This window comes from Xanthomonas sp. WHRI 8932A (assembly GCF_035012785.1).
Taxonomy (GTDB): Bacteria; Pseudomonadota; Gammaproteobacteria; order Xanthomonadales; family Xanthomonadaceae; genus Xanthomonas.
The window spans coordinates 37,308-56,705 of record NZ_JAYGQQ010000008.1 but is presented as its reverse complement, the minus strand read 5'-3'; the positions used below and the strand labels follow the sequence as shown (position 1 = coordinate 56,705).

17 protein-coding genes and 3 other RNA genes are annotated in these 19,398 nt (G+C 64.6%); 4 read left to right on the top strand and 16 right to left on the bottom strand.

Going from position 1 to position 19,398, the window contains the following annotated elements; genetic code table 11:
• Window positions 1-109 precede the first annotated feature (109 nt).
• On the top strand, window positions 110-1,135 hold the full coding sequence (locus VC212_RS14025) for a hypothetical protein (protein WP_323526132.1): 1,026 nt from the start codon (window positions 110-112) through the stop codon (window positions 1,133-1,135).
• 121 nt (window positions 1,136-1,256) lie between these two features.
• Here the strand turns inward: VC212_RS14025 and VC212_RS14020 are convergent.
• Window positions 1,257-1,332: non-coding RNA, sX9 sRNA (locus tag VC212_RS14020), on the bottom strand.
• 210 nt (window positions 1,333-1,542) lie between these two features.
• Complete coding sequence (locus tag VC212_RS14015; protein WP_323526130.1) at window positions 1,543-2,439, bottom strand: aldo/keto reductase family oxidoreductase; 897 nt, start codon at window positions 2,437-2,439, stop codon at window positions 1,543-1,545.
• A 226-nt stretch (window positions 2,440-2,665) separates the two neighbouring features.
• Between VC212_RS14015 and VC212_RS14010 the strand changes: the two genes are divergently transcribed.
• Entirely contained in the window at window positions 2,666-3,547 is an 882-nt protein-coding gene (locus VC212_RS14010) for a LysR family transcriptional regulator (RefSeq protein ID WP_323526253.1), read from the top strand.
• A 130-nt stretch (window positions 3,548-3,677) separates the two neighbouring features.
• Here the strand turns inward: VC212_RS14010 and tagH are convergent, their stop codons facing one another.
• From tagH to VC212_RS13960, 10 genes are all read right to left on the bottom strand, one after another.
• Complete coding sequence (gene tagH / locus VC212_RS14005; protein WP_323526128.1) at window positions 3,678-5,003, bottom strand: type VI secretion system-associated FHA domain protein TagH; 1,326 nt, start codon at window positions 5,001-5,003, stop codon at window positions 3,678-3,680.
• A gap of 588 nt (window positions 5,004-5,591) precedes the next feature.
• Window positions 5,592-6,140: a hypothetical protein gene (locus tag VC212_RS14000; RefSeq protein WP_115563340.1), complete on the bottom strand. Its 549-nt coding sequence runs from the start codon at window positions 6,138-6,140 to the stop codon at window positions 5,592-5,594.
• Window positions 6,137-8,101, bottom strand: a complete 1,965-nt coding sequence (tssI, locus tag VC212_RS13995) for a type VI secretion system tip protein TssI/VgrG (protein ID WP_323526126.1) — start codon at window positions 8,099-8,101, stop codon at window positions 6,137-6,139. Before tssI ends, VC212_RS14000 begins: the two co-directional genes overlap by 4 nt.
• A 150-nt stretch (window positions 8,102-8,251) precedes the next feature.
• A complete protein-coding gene (locus tag VC212_RS13990; protein ID WP_055846917.1) occupies window positions 8,252-9,604 on the bottom strand; it encodes a tetratricopeptide repeat protein in 1,353 nt (450 codons plus the stop codon).
• Window positions 9,605-9,922: 318 nt separating this feature from the next.
• A complete protein-coding gene (locus tag VC212_RS13985; protein WP_236699248.1) occupies window positions 9,923-10,168 on the bottom strand; it encodes a PAAR domain-containing protein in 246 nt (81 codons plus the stop codon).
• 111 nt (window positions 10,169-10,279) lie between these two features.
• Window positions 10,280-12,793 carry a serine/threonine-protein kinase gene (locus tag VC212_RS13980; protein WP_055846912.1) on the bottom strand — a complete coding sequence of 838 codons (2,514 nt, stop codon included), beginning with the start codon at window positions 12,791-12,793 and terminating at the stop codon, window positions 10,280-10,282.
• The gene (gene ecfK, locus VC212_RS13975) at window positions 12,772-13,311 is read right to left on the bottom strand and encodes an ECF-type sigma factor EcfK (protein WP_055846909.1); all 540 of its coding nucleotides are present in this window, start codon (window positions 13,309-13,311) and stop codon (window positions 12,772-12,774) included. The genes VC212_RS13980 and ecfK overlap by 22 nt, the downstream gene beginning before the upstream one ends.
• A gap of 81 nt (window positions 13,312-13,392) precedes the next feature.
• Window positions 13,393-13,468, bottom strand: a non-coding RNA gene (locus VC212_RS13970) — sX9 sRNA.
• Window positions 13,469-13,607: 139 nt separating this feature from the next.
• Window positions 13,608-13,982, bottom strand: coding sequence for a DUF2147 domain-containing protein (locus tag VC212_RS13965; RefSeq protein WP_236699211.1), 375 nt, complete (start codon window positions 13,980-13,982; stop codon window positions 13,608-13,610).
• 340 nt (window positions 13,983-14,322) lie between these two features.
• Entirely contained in the window at window positions 14,323-14,850 is a 528-nt protein-coding gene (locus VC212_RS13960; protein ID WP_055846903.1) for a hypothetical protein, read from the bottom strand.
• Here VC212_RS13960 and VC212_RS13955 point away from each other — a divergent pair.
• Window positions 14,849-15,103: a hypothetical protein gene (locus VC212_RS13955; protein WP_153066601.1), complete on the top strand. Its 255-nt coding sequence runs from the start codon at window positions 14,849-14,851 to the stop codon at window positions 15,101-15,103. The genes VC212_RS13960 and VC212_RS13955 overlap by 2 nt on opposite strands.
• Before the next feature lie 580 nt (window positions 15,104-15,683).
• On the opposite strand, the gene VC212_RS13950 is transcribed toward VC212_RS13955, so the two are convergent.
• Window positions 15,684-16,268, bottom strand: a complete 585-nt coding sequence (locus VC212_RS13950; protein WP_055846899.1) for a TetR/AcrR family transcriptional regulator — start codon at window positions 16,266-16,268, stop codon at window positions 15,684-15,686.
• Between the two features lie 122 nt (window positions 16,269-16,390).
• Here VC212_RS13950 and VC212_RS13945 point away from each other — a divergent pair, with 122 nt between their 5' ends.
• Complete coding sequence (locus VC212_RS13945; RefSeq protein WP_055846896.1) at window positions 16,391-17,797, top strand: amidase; 1,407 nt, start codon at window positions 16,391-16,393, stop codon at window positions 17,795-17,797.
• Between the two features lie 60 nt (window positions 17,798-17,857).
• Here the strand turns inward: VC212_RS13945 and VC212_RS13940 are convergent.
• The 3 genes from VC212_RS13940 to VC212_RS13930 all read right to left on the bottom strand — a co-directional run bounded on the left by VC212_RS13940 (window position 17,858) and on the right by VC212_RS13930 (window position 19,386).
• Window positions 17,858-17,937, bottom strand: a non-coding RNA gene (locus VC212_RS13940) — sX9 sRNA.
• A gap of 61 nt (window positions 17,938-17,998) precedes the next feature.
• The gene (locus VC212_RS13935; protein ID WP_323526124.1) at window positions 17,999-18,382 is read right to left on the bottom strand and encodes a nuclear transport factor 2 family protein; all 384 of its coding nucleotides are present in this window, start codon (window positions 18,380-18,382) and stop codon (window positions 17,999-18,001) included.
• Complete coding sequence (locus tag VC212_RS13930; RefSeq protein ID WP_323526123.1) at window positions 18,382-19,386, bottom strand: NADP-dependent oxidoreductase; 1,005 nt, start codon at window positions 19,384-19,386, stop codon at window positions 18,382-18,384. The genes VC212_RS13935 and VC212_RS13930 overlap by 1 nt, the downstream gene beginning before the upstream one ends.
• Between the last annotated feature and the right edge of the window lie 12 nt (window positions 19,387-19,398).

The following is a 19,398-nucleotide window of genomic DNA, read 5'->3' as shown; positions in this document are numbered from 1 at the left end:
CGCTAGGGAAACGCCGCGCGCCACCGCACGGCGTGCCATGCGCGATCGTCATGTTGTTGGTCGGTTGCATGCCACTGGCGATCGCGATGGCTGCAGTCGCCAGGCCCCGATGGATCGCGTCGATGGAGCGATTCTGCGGCGCACCTGTCAGGCGCACCCGTCAAAATGTCTCAGGCGATCGACTGCCATCGGAGATATCGGTACGCTCTGGCGCACCCGCACAGCAGACACCACCAAAGGTGCCATGCGCTGCGGATTCGTCGCTGGGGAGAGCGCCTTGATCGTGGTGTTTGTGGTCGAAAAGCGTCCCGTCACGCAAGGCTGCGGCTTTATCGCGGACTTCTGCTTGATCTGCCGTACCGCCCGGGTATTCGAGGTCCAGCGCGTCGGCCTGGCATGGTCGATGTTTGGTCTGCGTCTTGGCGCGGCGACCTACACGCATGAACATCAGGTGTGCCAACACTGCCGGCAAGCGCTCCCGCACGATCCAGCGTGGTTCACCCAACGCGCGTCAACGCCAGAGACCGTCGACAGATTGATCCACATCACGCAGCCGGCGTTTGCCGCTCGCCATGCGCGCCGGCTGAAGATCGAGGAGCAGATGCGCGACTCGGCCGCGTCGCTGGATCCGGCGATACGCGCCGACCTGTTGCACGCCCCTTTCGTACTGCTGTCCCCGCAGCTTGATCAGCGCTTTGCGACCACCCAACTCGATTGGCGGCAACTGGCGGCACTGGTGTTTGGCCTGCCGTGCGCGATCCTGCTCCTGCTGCCCATCGAGTTCCTGCTCGAACGCGTCGGCGTCCCCATTGCAAAGACTGGCCCGTGGATCGCGTTTGCCGCGTTCACTGCCTATGTGGGGCTGGTGCTGTTGGTATTTCGACGGGCACGCAGGCAGTTTTTTGAGCGCAAGATTCTTCCAGCGTTCGCACTTGCCGTTGCCGGGCTTTCCCCAAGCCGCGAAGAACTGACGCTGGCGCTGGCACACCATCGCAGCGGCCCGCTGCGTCATTGGCGTCGCCTCAGGCCTGCCTGGCTGGATACGATTGCCCGGCTGCCTGCACCCGCCAGGTGGCATGCGCAACTTCAGACGCCGTCGGCCGACGAGGATGCGCGCTGGCGGCGGCCGGCGTGATGGCGCGCTGTTGCCCGACCTGATTGCGACAGCCGCGGGTGGCGCAACAGCGCGGCTGGCGATTCGATGCGTGTCGCGGTGAGCTTGCCTCCTGCGTTTGAATGGCGCTGCGACTGAGAGCGGCTAACACTACGTCGCGAACAGTCGGCAGGTGGGTGTGGGCGGCGCGGAGGAAGCGGAGTGTACGCGTGGACCATGCCGCACCGAGCACCACCCGCGCCCGCCTGGCGGTGAGCACAGTCGTTTTGCTAGCCGCTCTTGGCAAGACCACCGTTGGCCCGCAACGCACTGACACCGTCGTGACCGTCAGCGCTGCAGGCGTTTGCCACGCGCGTCACCAAGACGCGCCTGGCGCCTCATCTTGCAGTTTCTGAAACCGCTACTGGAGACGACGCATCCGGTTTTTCTCAAGGGGAGCTGCTGGCCTCGGCCTCGTTCGCAATACCGTCGAGCATTGCCACCTGCTGCGCGGACAGGCTCAGCTCGGAAGCCGCGAAGTTCTCCCACAGATGAGGCACGGAGGAGGTGCCGGCGATCACCAGGATGTTCGGCGAGCGTTGCAGCAGCCAGGCAAGCGCCACCTGCTTGGGACTTGCGCCGACCTGCTTGGCGACGGCCGACAGTCGGTCGGACTGCAGCGGTGAAAAACCGCCCAGCGGAAAAAACGGAACGTAGGCGATGCCTTGTTGCGCAAGCGAATCGATCAAGGCGTCATCGTCACGCTTGACCAGGTTGTAGTGGTTCTGCACACACACGATCTTGGCCAGCGACTGCGCCTGTGCGATTTGCCCTGCAGTGACGTTGCTCAGACCGATATGCCGAACCAGGCCCTCACGTTGCAGCTCGGCCAGGCACGCAACCGGCTCGGCGATGGAGCGCTCGTCGGTCTGCGTCGGTGCGCCCAGCCGCAAGTTGACGACATCCAGCGCCTCCAGGCCGAGACTGGCGAGGTTGTCGTGCACCTGCCGCTTCAGGCTTTCGGGCGAGAGATCGATGTTCCAGGAGGCATCGCTTCCCCGGCTGATGCCGATCTTGGTGACGATCACCAATTCGTCGCTGTAAGGATGCAGCGCCTCGCGGATCAGTGCGTTGGCGATATGCGGCCCGTAGAACTCGGCCGTATCGATGTGATTGGCACCTGACGCAACGGCCTGGCGTAAAACCGACAGCGCCGCAGCCTTGTCGCGCGGCGGCCCCCATACGTGCGGGCCAGGCAGTTGCATGGTTCCGTACCCCACCCGCTTCAGGCTGAGGGGTGTGCCGGGCAGGGTGAAGATGCCACCAAGACGCGTTGTGCTGTGCATGGGATGTCCTTGGATTGCGTGAGCGGAATGGCTGTACCGGATCTCCCCGGGAGCGGGGCTGCAACGCGCTGCGAAACCGAGCCACTGCGGCGCGTTGACTGCGGCGATGAAAGACCTCGCCTGCTAGGTACATGGCCAATTTACGGGCGCCGCGCCTGTGCGACAATCGGGTACAAACTGGACAGCCTGTACGGAAATTCGAACAATGAGTAGCCGCCTGGCAGAGATGGAAGCCTTTGTGCGCGTTTCGCGGGCGGGCGGTTTTCGCCAGGCCGCCAAGAGCGCGGGTGGCAGCGCCTCCAACTTCAGCGATGCGATCAAGCGCCTGGAATCCTGGCTCGGCGTGCGGCTGTTCAACCGCACCACGCGCAGTGTCGTGCTGACCGACGCGGGCAAGGCATTGCTGGCACGGGTCGAGCCTGCCTTGATCGAACTCGATGGCGCCAAGGACGTGATGAGCGCGTTCCGCAACACACCAACGGGCACGCTTCGGCTCAACGTGCCGATCAGTGCCGCCAACCTGGTGATGCCGCGGATCATTCCACCGTTCATGGCGGCGCATCCGGATATCAGCGTGGAGATCCTGACCGAAGAAAGTTTTGTCGACGTCGTTGCCGCCGGATGCGATGCGGGCATTCGCTACGGCGAGCGGCTGCAGCAGGACATGGTTGCCATCCCGATCGGCCCACGTGTGCAGCGCAGCGCCACGGCCGCAGCGCCCGGCTATCTGACGCGACGCGGCCGGCCGACGCATCCCCGCGCGCTGGTCGACCACGACTGCATCCGTGCCCGCTTCCCAAGCGGTGCGATCGCCGATTGGGAGTTCGAGCGCAACGGTGAAGTGATCACCATTGTGCCGCGCGGGCAATTGCTGGTGGAAATCGGCGGAGGGATCGAGCTTGCCATTCAATCGGCGATCGCAGGCAGCGGGATCATCTATCTGTTCGAGCAATGGCTGCAGCCGCATCTGGAGTCCGGCGCGCTCGAACCGGTGCTCCGTCCCTGGTGGCAGCCGTTTCCGGGACCGTACCTGTATTACCCCAATCGCACTCTCACCCCGCCGCCGCTCAGGGCGTTCATCGAGTTCGTCAAGCAGCTGCCGGACTGAGCGTGCGCGAGGCGCGGGCGAACTAGTCGCCGAACAGGCGGCGTTTCGTAGGAGCGTGCCTGAGCGCGACGGGGCGTTACCGGGATGGCTCGGTCGCGCTCAGGCACGCTCCTACCGCTGCTGGATCGGGTTACCGCTCGCGCGCCGGCTGCCGCCGCGCCGATTTCAACCGCGCCAATTGCGCTTCGTACGCACGTGCGAATTCATCGCCGAACAAGCGGCGGAAGCAGTCGTCCGGGTCGCCGCGCAGTTGCTCGAAATTATCGCGATAACGCTCCCAATAACGACCCTTGCCGCCGAAGCTCAGGCGCTTGCCGCCGGCGTCGACTTCCTGTTCCAGTCGGTCGGGGCTGAAGTGGAACAGCATCGCGTCGAAGGCGGCGCGCATGCCGGCCAGCATCGCCATCTGGTGACAGCGGATGTCGTCGAAAGCATCCTCGAATGCAGGCACACCGGACAGGAACGAAGCGCTTGGCGGAGCCAGCAATTTCTGCAGCGCGTCTTCGGCGGTGGCGGCGAACTTGAGCGGGTTGTTCTCCGAGCGCTGGATCACCGTCACCGGCAAGCGGAAGGTATTCTTGATCTCGGCGCGGGCGCGCAGCACATCCATGACGCCATCTACGACGATGGTGAAGATGCGGTCCAGCTCCGGTGGCACTGCCAGTGTGGAGACGGGCGCACTGGCGGATGCCTGCGGCGCGGGCGCTGCAACGGGTGACGCAGGCGTGGGCGCGGGCACCGCCGACGATGGCGGTGCAAAGTCGCCCATCGTCATGTCCCAGTTTTCCGGCAGCGTGGCGCGCGTGTCGCCATTGCTCGGCGGGCGGAAGTGATCGTGGCTGGCGTTGCTGTGATTCCATGCGCTGGGCATCACGCTCGGTGGTGGGGCCGGCAATGGGTCGAGCAGCCGCAATGGATCGAGCTCGCGTGGCGTGCTGCCGAGCAGCAGGCCGTCCAACGGGTCGTCGGTGACAGGATGCGCCGCAAGCGGCGCACCGAAGTCCAGCAGGTCGAATGCGTGCGCGTTGGCAGGCGCGGCGGTGCGCATCGGCGATGGCGGCGGCGCGACCTGGGTACGGTCGTCCATGGCATCGAGCAACGGATCGAACGCAGGCGCTAGATCGGGCGCGGCGCTCAGGGAGTGCACCTGCACCTGGATCTCGAAGCTGTCCAGTTGCAGGCGGTCGCCATCGCTCAACGCGCACGGGTCGGCACGCGTCAACCCCACGCCATTGAGCGACATGCCATTGGTGCTGCGGTCTTCGATGAAATACATGCCATTGAGAAAACGCACCACCGCATGCGTGCGCGAGATGCCCGGCGCCGCCAGCACCCAATCGCTTTCATCGGAGCGGCCAATGCTGCCGCCGCTGCCGGCAAAACGCTTCTGCGCGCTGGCCCCGAATTGCGCGGCATGCGCGCCGCCGACGGTGAGGATCAACTGCGAACTGGACACGACACAGGCTCCTGCAAATGATGATCGATATCAGGGAAAAACGTGGTGCGGTTGATGGAACGTCGCGAGCGGCCGCGCAGTGATTGTTTAGCCATCCTCAGCGTCACCCAGCTGGTCCTGAGCGGGGTTGGTCGAGGGCGCGGTGCCCTCACCGCTCGCCGGACACGCCGTGGATCCATCCATGGAGCCTCGGTGGCGGCATCCATGCCGCCACACGGTCCCGCAAGCGGTGAGGACACCGCGCCAGGGAGTAAGTCGGCTGCGTTAAGAAGATCTGCGCACACCGACCATCTCGACTGGTCATTGCCCGCGCACCGTCGCAGGACCTTACGCGGCAGGGATACCGCGTAAGAGCCTACGAGGACATACGTGCGGCATGTGCTGCGATGGTGGGCGGGCAAGGGCTCTGCAGCGGCGCCGCAGATCATCCGCTCTGCCACCGGCGCAGTCATCGCCTTACACACAATCGACATCTCAAGATGTTCAAGTGGCTGGAAAACGTTGCGAACAATAGATAGATAGAGGTGACCGGCGTATTCAAGGACGGCATGTCTGCCTGGCATATGCCGCAATGAACAACGGGCGATGTCATGGCGCGCGCGCACTGGTCAGCAACTCCAGCGCATGTGCGGCATACCCGTTGCGGCGCGCCTGTAGCTGCGCCGGCTCACGTGCCGCAAGCAAGGTGATTGCGGCGGCCACCGCGCGCGCGGTCAGGTGCTCGGGCGGTGGCACCGGCGTGGCCTGCTGCGGTGGCGCCAGGCTGCCGCCGGACCAGGCAACGGCCGCCGCAAGCCAGGCACCCAACGAGACGTAGCCGCCTGCATGCGCAAACGCCTGCGCAGCGCGGCGATGCGCTTCGCTGGGGTCGCGTACCCATTTCTCGGCCAGCGCGGCGCCGACACGGTCTTCCTCGTCCAGTGTTTCGCCGCGCGCGCATTGGCACAGCCAGGCCACCGCGTAGCGCTTGGGCAACAGGCGCGCGAGCAGCTTGATCGCATCCTCGCCATACCCCTGCGCCAGCAACGCACGCACCGCGGCCTGCGGCGCCATCGGCGCACCCAGCTGCGCACGTGCAGGTGCGGACAGCTGCATGTCCGCACACGCCTGCGCCAGCGAGAGATCGGGCGCGCTCATCCGATCATGATCAGGCCGCCGGCAACCTGCACCAGCGCGTCGGCCTTGATGTTGACCAGCGGGCCTTTGACGGTGGCCGATGCGCCGGCTTCGGCGCTGAGCATGCCGCCGGACGACAGTTTGAGCGTGCCGTCGCCCACCACCTCGGTGGCCGGCGAGGTGGCCTGCAGCTGCGCATCGGCAATCAACTTGATCGCCATCGAGGTGGTCTTGGCTTCGGACGTCGCATCGATCAGGATCTTGATGCCGCTGAGCACGATGTCGCCGTTGCGCTTCATCACCAGGCGCGAACTGCCGGTGACCAGTTCTATCTCTTCGCCGGCCTTGAGCAACAGTTTCTTACCAACGTCCACGCTGTCGTTGTTGTCGATACGTGCGCTGCGATCGTGGTTGACCGTGAGCACCTGGTCGTTGGTCACCGTGGCGGTGTGGTCGTTCTCCACTTCTTCGCGCAGATCGCGTTGCGCGCGTAGATAGACTTCTTCTTTGCCGGCCTTGTCGTCGAAACGCAGCTCGTTGAAATCCGCGCTGCCGCCGAGCAGGCTGCGGCTACGCATGCCGCTCTGGGTCTTGTTTTCCGGCAAGGCGAACGGCACGGCGTGATCGGCGTTGTAGACGCTGCCAACGATCAGCGGGCGGTCCGGGTCGCCTTCCAGAAAGCTCACCACCACTTCCTGCCCCACCCGCGGCAGGCTCATCGCGCCCCAGCCCTTGCCTGCCCACATCGAGGCCACGCGCACCCAGCAGGACGGCGCCGCGTGCGGGCGTGCAGCGTTGGCCCAATGGAAGGTCACCTGCACACGGCCATGCGCATCCACCACGATGTCTTCGTCGGTCTCGCCGGTCACCACGGCCGTCTGCAGACCGGCGATGCTGGGCGTGGGCGTGCGCCGCAGGCTACGGAAGGGCAGCCGGCTTTCCATCACCTGCACGGTGCTGGAAAACGGCGCCTCATCGCCGTGCTCCGGTGCGGCCAGCGTGGTGTGTGCCGACAGCACCAGATATTCCTGGTTGAGCGGAGCGCACGGATGCTCGCGCAAGGTGAACAGCGCACCGACCATCAGCCCGCAGGCATTGGTGGTGGCGTGGTGGCTGGCGCGTTGCACGTTGACCGCCTCGTTGCGCACTTGCGCGTAGCGGCTGGCATCGGCTTGCAACGCATGCGGGCCTGGATAATCGAAGACGTCCAACCCGTCGGCCCCGTGTAAATCGTCGCCACTGGCGGCGACCTGTGCCGCCAGGGAGGCGCGTGGTTGCTGCGGGTCGTAGTCGGCGAGTGCGTGACGTGTGGAATGCAGCGCACGGGCGCTGCGCCACTGGCTCACCACCGAGCGCAGGATGCGCCGGTGCTGCATGTCCGGTGGTACGTACGGCAAGGTGTCCACCCCGTTGCGCACCGCATGCGCGCCAAGCGCATCGCACAGCACCAGCGTGTGCGCGTTGCGCGCATGCGTGAAGTAGTAATAGATGCCTTCCTGCTCCAGCAGCCGGCTGATGAAGCTGAAGTCGTCTTCGCGGTATTGCACGCAATACACCCGCTTGGGGTATTGCGCGCTGAGCCGCTGCTGGATGTCGCTGTAGCCGCTCTCGCCCAGCACGCTGCTGACGATCTCCGGCACGCTCATGTCCTGATAGATGCGGCAATCGCGGCGTTGGGTAAGCAACCACGGCCGCGGAACCACGTGCAGCTCGAGCACGGTATAGGGGAGCGCATCGATCACGGTGGAACCGGCCTGCGTGCACGTGGCCACCATGCCGTGGTACCAGCGTTGCTCGCCGTTGTCGTCGGCCAGCTGGACGGCGACCGGTGTGGCCAGCAGCGCGCGCAGGTTAGGGTTTGCATCCGTGCACAAGGCTTCGATGCGGAACTCGAACAGCTGCCCCAACGCTTCGCTGGCCTGCATGCGGTGCAGCAGCAGGCGCTCGCCAAGATCGGAGTGCAGCGTGATGGTGCGCGGCATCGAAGCATCCACAGGTGAGTGAGCAACGCACAACGCGCTGACCGGCAGCCCCGACGTACCGGCATGCAAAGACCACCGCGGGCCGGCAACGGACCACTGCTGCCAGGGTCATGCTCACACGCGTGCAGCCGGCAAAGCCGACATTTCGTCTCAGGTCTGTGCAGCTGTGCGTGCGGTCACGACCCAGCCATGCACCGGCTGGCCACGCTCGCTGCGCAGCACATCCAACGCGATGGCAATTGGCTGCAGACCGGCGCTATGCAGCGCAGCCAGCACATGCGCATGGCTATGCCGATAGCGGCCGCTGGCATCGAGTTCCACCGCATCGGCGTCGCTCTCCAGCGCCTCGACGGTAAAGCCCAGCACCCCGCCCGGCCGCAGCGCAGTGGCTGCAGCGCCGAGCACCGGTTGCAGCGCACCGAAATACACCAGCGTGTCTGCCGATGCGATGACATCCCAATGCGCATACCGGCCCTGCAGGTAGGCGGTGAGTTCGGCAACCTCCAGTACGTCGTAACCGCCGCGCTGCCGCGCCTTGGCGACCATGCCCGGCGACAGATCCACCCCGACCAGTTGCTGCGCATACGGGCCTAGCAGCGGTGCGCACAGCCCGGTGCCGCAGCCGGCATCCAACATGGTGAGCGCAGCCTGCGGCGCAGGCAGACAGGCGGCCAGCGCCTCGGTCAGCCGCTGCGGCGCGCGGTACTCCAGGTTATGCAGCAGTTGCTCGTCGAAACTGTCGGCAAAGCCGTCGAACAGCTCGCGCACATAGGTGTCGCCCGCACGTGGCGGCGGTGCGGCGCCACCGCAGGCCGCCAGCATGTGCGCGGCCACGGCATTGCCCGGGTCGCGCGCCAGCCATGCACGGTAGACCGCCTGCGCCTGGGTATGTTCGCCGAGCAGGTACAGCCCGGTGCCCAGCGCTTCGCGTGCGTGCAAATGCTCCGGTGCCAGGCTACAAGCCTGTTGCAGGCACTCCACCGATTGCTGCAGGTGCTCGGCGGCTTGCGCGTTGTTGCGTAGAAACAAGCCGAGCAGGTAGTGCGCATGCGCCGATTCGGGATAGATGTGCAGCAACGCGGCGTAGGTCAGGAAGGCTTCCTCGAGGCGACGCTGCGCTTCAAGCACGGCGGCCAGATTGGCCAACGCATCGGCATGCGCAGGTTCCAGCGCGAGCGCACGCCGATAGCACTGCTCGGCCTCGCTCAGCCGGCCGCATTCGCGATGCACATTGCCCAGGTTGTTGCAGGCATCCGGTTGCGCAGGCGCCAGCTGCAGTGCCTGGCTAATGGCCTCCACCGCTGCTGCGCTATTGCCTTGCTGATGCAGCAATACGCCCTGGTAATGTAGTGCCTGCGCATGGCCGGGCTGCGCCTCCAGCAGCTGGGCATACGCAAGCGCGGCTTGGTCGAGCTTGCCGGTGCGATGCGCCTGCATCGCGGTCTGCAGCACGGTATCCAGATCGACGTGCATCTCGGCGGTCGCGTGACGGGCAGGCTGCATGTGACATCTCCTAGGAGGATTGGACGCAGGGGCTGCGTCGAATGACGGCGGAACGGAACGGTGGCGCGCAATCTCTGGCGGTGCATCTGTGTATCGGTATCTGCAATCGCCGCGCTTGGCTGTTTCTAGCGGCGTTTTGAACCACGCTCACGCTGTGCATTGGCCGCTGCATTGCAGCCACTCAGCTGCATGCGCACGCGACCGGGCAGTGCAATGGCAGTGCTGAGTACGCATCGAAGATCGCTAATGTGTCGCATGCAATGACGTCGCGTGACACCCATGCAAGCCCATCGCCGCGCGCATTCCCCAGCCACGTCATCAGCCGATCAACACCGTAAAACAGCCCAAGGCGATCACCCCGCCATGCGCAGTGCTGTCGCCCAGACGAGCAGCCGGTTGCCCGCTGATGATCACGGTGGGCGCGCCCATCACGATGCTGTCCGGCGGGCCGACGCACACCGCCGAATCGCCGATGCGCGCGGCCGGCAGGCCACCGATCAACACCGTCGGTGCGCCAGGCCCAATGATCGGCCCACCCACATGCGGCACCACACCGGTGACCATCGGGCAGACATGCAGATCGGTCAGGCGTGCGGCAGGTTGCACGAGTGCGCTCCGGCGCTGGCAGTGCGGGCACTATCGCGCCGCGTGGCGCGGCTTACCCGACGATTCGTCTCAGCGCCGCGCCACCGACGTTGTCGTCTCCACGCTGGAGGCGGCCGGCTCCGCCAACGCTAAGGTCTGCCGCGCCGCACGTAGCGGCTCTTCGGCATCGCCAAAGATGCCGGTGAGCACCTGCACCGCCTGCTGGGCATGCGCGCGCGCGGCGGCGGCCTGGCCGAGCACGCGCTCGGCTTCGGACATACCGCGCAGGATCTCGGCCGTTTGCGGATGCGCGTGGCCCAGCACCCGCAGGCTGGTAGCCAATGCGGCACGCTGCTCGGCCAGCGAGGCTGCCGCCTGCCCGGCGTCCAGGAGCCAGAACGCGTGATTGCTGCGCATGCTGATGGTGGCGGGCGCATCGTCTCCAAACACGGCGCGCGTGCGCTCCAGCGCCCCCCGATAATGCGGGCCGGCTTCGGCCACCTTGCCCTGCTGACGCAGTGCGCCGGCCAGATTGCCTTCCACCATCAAGGTATCCATGGCGTTATTCCCGTAGAGCCTGCGATTGATCTGCAGCAGCGGCGCAAGTTCGGCCTCGGCGCCGGCAAAATCGCGTTGCATCAACAGATAGACCGACAGGCTGTTGCGCATCGACAGCACCAGCGGATGCTCGGCCCCATGCAGGGCGCTGCGCTCGCGCAGCAGGCTGCGTTGCAAGGCGATCGCCGGGAGCAGTTGCCCGCTATCGGCCAGCAGCGCGGCATAGACATTGCCGGCATCGATGCGTTGATCTGCACTGCTCGCCGGATTGGCCAGCGCTGCCACATAAGCGCGCCGGCTCTCGGTCATGGCCTCGGCCATGCGGCCCTGATCGCGCAGCGTCCAGCCCAGCCAGGCGCGCATTTCATTGCCAATGGCTTGCTGTTGCAAATCGCCACGCTCGGCCTGTGCAATGCCCTGACGCAGCACCTGCACCGCTTCGTCGCGCTTGCCTGCACCGCGCAGCGCCTGGCCCAGCATGGAAGCCGTCTTCAACGCCGGCCTGCTGCCCGCGCCCATGCTCTGTTGCGCCAGTGCGTGGGCGGTGCGCAGATGCAGTACCGCCTGTGGAAAATCGGCCAGCGCGATCAAGGTACCGCCCAGCGTCTTTTCTACATCGGTGCGCGCATCAGGCTGGCTGGCCAGTTCGCGCGCGGCGCGCTGCGAGGCTTGCTCCAGCACACGCAGCATCAGCGTCTTGTCCAGATCCTTGGCAATCGCCGGGTCCACGCTGGACAGCACCGAGGCCATGAAATCGCCAGTGACGCGCGCACGTTGCGCGTCGCGCGCGGCCTGCTGCAGCGACCACAGCGTTGCGCCCAGGCCGGTCACCACCGCCATTGCCACTAATCCACCGGCCAGCACGCCACTGCGATGGCGCTGGGTGAACTTGCGCAACCGCAATAACCGGCCAGCGCGTAGCGCGCGCGGCGGGTAGCCATCGAGCCAGCGATGCAGATCGTCCAGCAGCGCCGACACCGAGGCGTAGCGCTCCACCGGCTCCGGCGACAACGCGCGCAGCACGATCGCATCCAGGCCATCGCGCAGTTGCTGCTGCAGACGCGTATGGGTGGTCGCACGTGCCGCGCAGATGCGCGCACGCGCATCGGGCGGCACTGCTGCCACGCGCTGCGATGGCAGCTGCGGTAACCCGTCGCGCCCGGCCACTGGCACCAGCCCGCAGCTGAGTTCGTAGAACATCGCCCCCAATGCGTAGATGTCGCTGCGCGCGTCCACCTCCTGCGCGCCGCGTGCCTGCTCCGGGCTCATGTAACCGGGAGTGCCGCGCCCATGCGCCGAGGTCACGCCCGGGTTGGCGGCATCGATGGCGATGCCGAAGTCGATCACTCCCGGCACCGGCCGCCCATCGATCTCGCTGACCAGCACGTTGCTGGGCTTGAGGTCGCGATGGATCACGCCTTTCTGATGCGCGTGCTGCACCGCCTCGCTCACCCGCAACATCAGCAACACGCGCGCATGCAACGACAGCCGATGCGCATCGCACCACCAGGTGATCGGCTCGCCGCGCAGGTACTCCATTACCAGATAGGGGCGGTCGTGCGCATCGGTGCCCACATCGTGAATCTGCGCGATCGCCGGGTGCACCATCTGCGCGAGCAGCCGGCATTCGAACTCGAACAATGCACGGCCCTGCACATCCAGCGCGTCGGCGGCCACCAGCTTGATCGCCACCTCGCGCTCGTAGGCACCGTCGGCGCGATGGCCCAGATACACCTGGCCCATGCCGCCGGCACCGATCAGGCGGTCGATCGCCCACGCACCAAAGCGCGTGCCGGCCGGCAGCTCCGGCAACGGCGCGCGCAATGCGGCGGCGGCCTGTTTCAGTGGCCCACGCACGCGCAGCGTGGCCTGCGATTCCACTGCCAGCATCGCCAGCAATTCATCGCGCAACACCGCATCGTCGCTTGCCTGGGCATGCGCAAAGGCCTCGCGCTCGCGCACCGGCAACTGACAGGCCTGATGGAACAGCGCCTCCAGCCGCTGCCAGGCCGTAGCCGCCACGCTCACAGCTGCGCCGCCAACCACACCCGCGCAAACCGCAGATCGCGCTCCAGCGTGGGCACCGACACCTCCAGCTGCTCGGCCGCTTCGGCCACACTCAAGCCCACCAGCTCGGTCAACGCAAACGCCATGGCCTTGCGCTCATCCACCCGCGCCAGCTTGTCGAAGGCATCGGCGACCAGCATCAGCGCTTCCGGCCGCGCCGCGCCGTCGGACAAGCTGATCGTCAGCGTCACCGCCTGCCCAAGCCGTTTGGCGCTGGCCTGCTGCCGCGCCAGATCCACCAACAGATGACGCATCTGCAGCGCCGCCACCGCATAGAAATGCGCGCGCGAACGAAACCCTTGCTGGCCCTGCTCCAGCCGCATCCACGCCTCGTGCACCAGCTCGGTTGCCTGCAGCCCGGCGCGCGCATCGCGGCGCAGCTCGCGCAGTGCGGTGGCGCGCAACACCTCGTAGACCTGCCGCGCCAACGCATCGCCCGCCCCGGGCGCATCGTGCTGCCAGGCCTGCAACAACTCGGTGATCGGCAGCTCGGACATCGGGGCCCATCTCGCCTGCGTGGGAGCGCAGTATCCCGCATTGGCGGCTGGGTGGGCGGCTGAATACGTAACGATTTAAACGGCTCACAACGCCGTCAGGACAGCTATCAGGTGAGCGTGGACGGCGCGCAGGAAACGTAGTGTCCGAGTTGGGCCGGCCGAGGTCGAACATCGGCAGCGCCTGTCGGGCGGCTCCCCAGTCGTTTCGTCAGCCGCGCTTGGATGCCCGGCCCAGGTTGCAACGGGCTGGCTGTATCGAGCTGGCTAGCTTCCCCAAACGTGCGTCTGCGCGGCGATCAGTTGGCAGGCTGCCAGGTTGGGCCCTGGCAGATGAAGGCCACACATCCCTCCACCTTCAACGAGCCATCGGCATCGCGTTTGACCTTGGCGTTATAGCGCTTGCCGGACTCGGGGTTGTAGATCGTGCCTTTCCACAGATCCCCCGCATCCACCAGCTCGCTCAGAATCACTGTTCCCTCCATCGGGTTGTGGCGCTTTGACGGATCCGGATTGAACACATCGGTCTTTGCGCTACCCGGCTTGACACGCAGCACCTTGACGATGGTGCCGCACAGCGCTGCACCGCAGGGCTGGATGTCCACCAGTGCCTGTTGGTTATCAGTGAACCACTTCCCGGTGATTGGTTCGGCGGCGAATGCGGTTGCGCTCAATGCAACCAATGCGAGGACGAGACAGCGTGCGTCAGAGATCGGCGGGTGCATGATTCGTTCAACCTTCAACAAGACGGGAAAACCAAAGCGGCTTGCCGCAGTGGCCGATGACCGGCGATTGATTCATGAAAGAATCAGAGCCGGCTAATCCGATCTTATTGGCGCAATCTTGGGACATGGTTAGCCACGACTTGGTCGACAAGGCAGCATTTTCATCTTCAGCGTCTTCTGCACTGCATATTCTCCAGTCCCTCCCCACTGACGGGAAAAGGACTGGAGAGCTACTGATCATGGCCAATCTTGGGCCACATCAGCGCAACGCACTCTGCTCAGCAACCGACTAACTCAAGTTCAATGTCGAGCCTTCTGCACAGGCACGAAACTGCTGCGCGCCGCCACTGACAGCCGTGTAAACGATGGCAAAGTTCTTTTTGACATTGGGATCGGGATCCCCGCCGAACGTTGCGTTGCTCACCGTGATCGCGGTACCACCGTTGTTGATCAGCCATTGGCATGTGGCAGTGACGTCGTACCCGTTGTTGCCGGTGCCGTACAGTGCACGCACGACTGTAAAACTGGGTTTACCCGGCACTGGAACCGGCGTCGTGGCGGTAGGCGGATTGGGAACCAGATCGATCTGGCCATTTTCCGCGCAACCGAGCGCGATGGGATTGCCGTTGTTCAACGCGGGATTCTTGTACAGAAGCGCAAAGCTCTTGACCGTACCCGGGTCGGGGTCCGTTCCGAAGAAGGCATTGCTTGCGGTGATATCGTCGTTGCCTGTGTCGACGATGTTCTGGCACACCTGGGTGACATCGACTCCTGCCTTGCTGGTGCCGTACACAGCGGAAAGGATCGTGATAGCCATGATAATTACCCTCTTGGGGGCTGGGAAGGCCGCCCCGAGTCGCCTCTCGCCATGGATGACCGATCAACCGGCACCCTGGCACAACGTTGGACGCAGCGTGCGTGATACTTGGTTATTAAGCGCAATATTTCTTGATGTCTCTAATTTCCAATATCCTTCCGAAGCAGTTGGCCAGCGCCATGCCGAAGCTCTGATGCCGGAAACTCAACGCCACCGTCTTATCCATGCCTACAGCGTCAGGGACATTGATTGATGCTTCCAGAGTCACGATAAAACGTGACCGGAGAGCATCGACAGGAACTTGATGCAGCAACAGGGCTCATGCTGTCCTCAAGCACCGGTAGGGCTCAAGCCAATCTTAGCGAGCGGTAGAACACACACCCGACACAACGTCTCAATCATCTGCCGGGATGCAGACGTGTGACATGCGACGCCTTGTTGGATGAAAATTCGACTAGGCGCGCTGGCTAACGTTGAGAATGGACCGCCCTTCCAACAGGGTCCGCTTCATCTGACTTGTTTCTAGCGACGGCGACAGCACGGGCTTTGACGTTCCTGGCATCGTACGCGTATCGCGCTAAGTGACGACTGCTCCATGCCCCGCTTCTGTGAAGCCTGCGATGCGTACCACTGTGTGGTGACCTATGACGCTGCGCGTCGCCAAGGCCATTGACTCCAGACTTATCCGTTCACAACAGTTACATGCACCCGCTAGCGAAAATCCACCGCCAAGGTGCGGTGTCGCACGTAGTCAACCGCTCCAACTCTTCACCGCTTCGTAAGTGTCTTCAGGTCGAGGCCACGCCATCCGCCGCGTGGCGATGTCTGCGTCATCACTTCGGCAACAACCCGCTTGCCTGGTAACTGTCGATCAACGCATCGAAGAGCTTGATGTCCGCTCGACCACGTGCCATCAACTGCGCACCGCCGATTGCGGCAAAGATGGCGCGAGCACGCTTCTTGGAGTCCTTGGCGTTGGCCGCGTCGGCCGCGTCGGCCGCCACCAGCATCTTGGAAAGCCAGGCAATGTTCACATCGGTGAAGCCCTGAACCTCGCTCTTCACCACGTCCGGCAGGTCGTCATACTCCGCGGCCATGAAACTGCACAGGCAGATGCGGTTTCCGTTTTCGAGCGAGCGACGAAACGTTTCCGGATAGCGGCGCAACGCCTTCAGCGGGTCTTTGGTTTCCGCTGACAAAGCGTCCAGCGTGGCGGCCGAATCCTCCCAATAGCGCTTGGCGACGGCTGCCGCAAGATCTGCCTTGCTCGGGAAGTGGTGATAGAGGCTGGCGGCCTTGATGCCCACCTCTTCGGCAACGCTGCGCACGTTCAAACCACCGTAGCCATGCGCCTGCGCAATCCTGGTCGCTGCGAGCAGGATCCTGTCGCTGGAATTCGTACTGGCCTGGTTCTTCACACATCCGCCTTCGACAGGTGTTGACAGCACCCAGTATAGCGCGCATCGTTTACCTAACAAACGTTAGGTAGTTAGTTTCCAGCGTTTGTCCGCCAGCCAACTTTCTCCTTGCGAGGCACCCCATGCGCAGCGAACTTTTCTATCAAGACGCCACCACCCTGGCAGAACTCATCCGCACCAAGGCCGTCTCCCCTGTCGAGGTCATGCAGGCGCATCTCGACCGCATTGAAGCGGTCAACCCGCAGATCAATGCGATCGTCAGCGTGGCCGAGGGTGCGCTCAGAGCGGCCAAGGCAGCTGAAGCTGCAGTCCTGGCAGGCGAAGAACTCGGCCCGCTGCACGGCGTGCCGTTCACGGTGAAGGACTCGATCGACACCGCCGGTGTGCTCACCCAGCGCGGCTCGCCGATCTTCAAGGGACGCGTGCCCGATGCCGATGCAACCAGCGTGGCACGCATGAAGAGTGCGGGCGGCATCCTGCTTGCGAAGACCAACCTGCCGGAATTCTCCTACTGGATCGAAAGCGACAATCTGCTCACCGGCCGCACTAGCAATCCGTGGGATATCACCCGTACCTCGGGCGGGTCGAGCGGCGGTGAGTCGGCCGCCATCGCAGCCGGCATGTCGCCGATCGGCCTCGGCACCGATCTGGCGATCTCGGTCCGTGGCCCGGCGGCGCAGACCGGCATCACCTCGATCAAGGCCACCCACGGCCGCATCCCCATGACCGGGATCTGGCCGCGCGCGCCGCGCCGTTTCTGGCATGTCGGGCCGATGGCCCGCTCGGTCCGCGACATCGCGCTCGCCTTCGCACAGCTGGCCGGCCCCGATGGCCAGGACGCCTTGTCGAGCAGCACCGTGGCGTTCGACGCCGGCATCGGCCGCCAGCCCTACCGCCCGTTGCGGGTTGGCTGGATGGTTGGCCCCGGCTACGGCCCGGTCGACCCGGAAGTGCAAGCGACGGTGCGCGCGGCGGCCACGGCATTGAAGGACATCGGCATCTTTGTCGAAGAAGTCCGAATCCCGGCGCTGGACCGCGATTTCGCACTCGATGTATTCAACAAGCTGCATGTCATGGAAATGAAGCCTGCGTTCGCGCACGCAACGGCTGGCCATGAAGACCTGATGTTCAAGATGTCCAAGACCATGCTGTCGCTCGCCGACACCTCGCTGCAGGATTACATCGAGGCAGAGCAGGCCGCCGAGCGCATCCGTGATGGCTATGCCGACTACTTCAGCCGCTACGATGCACTGATCACCCACGTGTTGCCGATTCCCGCGCATAAGCACGGCGTCGAGCAATTCACTATCGACGGTCAGACCGTGGACGCCACCTACCTTCAAGGCGCAACAGTGCCGCTCAATGTCGCCGGCCTGCCTGGTGTTGCGATGCGGTTCGGCACAAGCAAGGAAGGCTTACCGATCAACGTGCAGATCGTCGGCAAGTGGCAAGCAGAATCCACCATCCTGCACGTCGCGGCGCTACTGGAAAGCGTCAGCGCCGTGCGCAACCTGCATCCGGCGCTGTGACAACGACAGCGCTGGCGGGGCTTGCGAATCCCGAGCGCTTTCACTTCGATCTAGGCGAGCGGCTTACAACACGCAACGGGCAGCTATCCGGCCGGGGGGTGTGGACGGCTCGGAGGAACCCGAGTGTACGCGTGGTACATGCCGATTCCGAGCACCGGCCGCGCCCACCTGACGGCTCCACAGCAGATTTGTTAGCTGCTCTTAGGCCACTGCAGCCGGATGAACCGCCTCATCGATCCATAGAAACCGTCCATCGGCATCGCGTTCGGCGAACACGTAGACATTCAGCGCAAGCGCTGGGCCATTTCGCATTGCAAAGGCAATCGTGTGCCGCTGCGCATAGCGATTGCCGCAGCAAAACTCGTCGCGCACAACGAACGTGGCGTGCTGCAGATCCTCGCGCAGCTGCACGATGCGTTCGCTTACGGCAGTGCGGTCTTCCCGGAGACCATTAGTGCATTGCCGAAAGTCGGGGCTGAAGTGCCGGTCCATGGCCTCTTCCACGCTCAGCTGGCGATTGTTGAGCAAATCCTCCACCGCGGCCTTGAGAACATTCGCACGCACGATGGTCTGGCGATCGTCCATCACTCGACGGTCATCACGATCTTGCCCTGGATGTGGCCTTGCGCGGCGCGTTCGTGTGCCTGCCGCGCCTGCGACAGATCGAAGCTGCTGTCGATGGCTACGCGCACGATGCCGGACTGCAGGAGCGGAGCCAATGCAGCGAGTTGTGCGCCGCTGGATCTGACCTGGGTGGTGGAGACGCTCACACCCAAGGCGTCGGCGGCTTGCCTGCCGTCGAATCCGAGCGGAAAGATCGGAAACAGCGCGCCGCCACGTTTGAGCATGCGCAGGAATCGTCCCGTCGCCGGGCCTCCCACGGCATCCACGACCAGATCTGCGTCGCTGATGGCATCTTCTGGCGTTACCCGGGTGTAGTCGATGAACACATCTGCGCCCAACTCACGCACGAATGCTTCGTGTCTACCTGAGGCGATCGCAACCACGTGCGCACCCTTCCATTTCGCCAACTGCACTGCAAAGTGACCGACGCCGCCGGCGGCACCGTTGACCACCACGGTCCTGCCATGCAGCTCCACCGGCACATGCGGCATCGGTTGCAGCGGATTGAGTGCGTTGTGCCCGTGCTCGATCATGAACTGCCAGGCCGTCAACAGCGACATGGGCGCACCCGCAGCGTGGGCATGATCGATCCCGGCAGGTTTGACGGCGACCTGGTCTGCTGGCGCGGTCACATACTGCGCGTACGCACGGCTGCCTCCGGCCAATCCGCTCGGAAAGCGCACCATCGCATAGACCTCTTCGCCCACCGACAGCCCTTCGACGTCGTCGGCAACCGCTTCGATCACGCCTGACACGTCCGTGCCCAATATCAACGGAAAATCCACTGCCGGGCGCCACTGCGCGGGCAGCGCCTTGTAGCCCTCACGCAGGTACCAGTCCGGTGGATTCAAGCCGACGGCGTGCACCCGGATCAGCACTTCCCCCGGTTGTAGCGCAGGCATCGGCGCGTCTTCGTAGCGGAGCACGTCGGGCCCGCCGAATGCGGTTTGACGGACGGCCTTCATCGTCTTCATCGT

What these genes read in the sequence shown, in the direction of transcription:
- VC212_RS14025 (WP_323526132.1), top strand. Translation starts at nt 110, where the DNA reads ATGGATCGCGTCGATGGAGCGATTCTGCGGCGCACCTGTCAGGCGCAC.
- VC212_RS14015 (WP_323526130.1), bottom strand. Translation starts at nt 2,439, where the DNA reads ATGCACAGCACAACGCGTCTTGGTGGCATCTTCACCCTGCCCGGCACA.
- VC212_RS14010 (WP_323526253.1), top strand. Translation starts at nt 2,666, where the DNA reads ATGGAAGCCTTTGTGCGCGTTTCGCGGGCGGGCGGTTTTCGCCAGGCC.
- VC212_RS14000 (WP_115563340.1), bottom strand. Translation starts at nt 6,140, where the DNA reads ATGAGCGCGCCCGATCTCTCGCTGGCGCAGGCGTGTGCGGACATGCAG.
- tssI (WP_323526126.1), bottom strand. Translation starts at nt 8,101, where the DNA reads ATGCCGCGCACCATCACGCTGCACTCCGATCTTGGCGAGCGCCTGCTG.
- VC212_RS13990 (WP_055846917.1), bottom strand. Translation starts at nt 9,604, where the DNA reads ATGCAGCCTGCCCGTCACGCGACCGCCGAGATGCACGTCGATCTGGAT.
- VC212_RS13985 (WP_236699248.1), bottom strand. Translation starts at nt 10,168, where the DNA reads ATGGTCACCGGTGTGGTGCCGCATGTGGGTGGGCCGATCATTGGGCCT.
- ecfK (WP_055846909.1), bottom strand. Translation starts at nt 13,311, where the DNA reads ATGTCCGAGCTGCCGATCACCGAGTTGTTGCAGGCCTGGCAGCACGAT.
- VC212_RS13955 (WP_153066601.1), top strand. Translation starts at nt 14,849, where the DNA reads ATGATAATTACCCTCTTGGGGGCTGGGAAGGCCGCCCCGAGTCGCCTC.
- VC212_RS13960 (WP_055846903.1), bottom strand. Translation starts at nt 14,850, where the DNA reads ATGGCTATCACGATCCTTTCCGCTGTGTACGGCACCAGCAAGGCAGGA.
- VC212_RS13945 (WP_055846896.1), top strand. Translation starts at nt 16,391, where the DNA reads ATGCGCAGCGAACTTTTCTATCAAGACGCCACCACCCTGGCAGAACTC.
- VC212_RS13935 (WP_323526124.1), bottom strand. Translation starts at nt 18,382, where the DNA reads ATGGACGATCGCCAGACCATCGTGCGTGCGAATGTTCTCAAGGCCGCG.
- VC212_RS13930 (WP_323526123.1), bottom strand. Translation starts at nt 19,386, where the DNA reads ATGAAGGCCGTCCGTCAAACCGCATTCGGCGGGCCCGACGTGCTCCGC.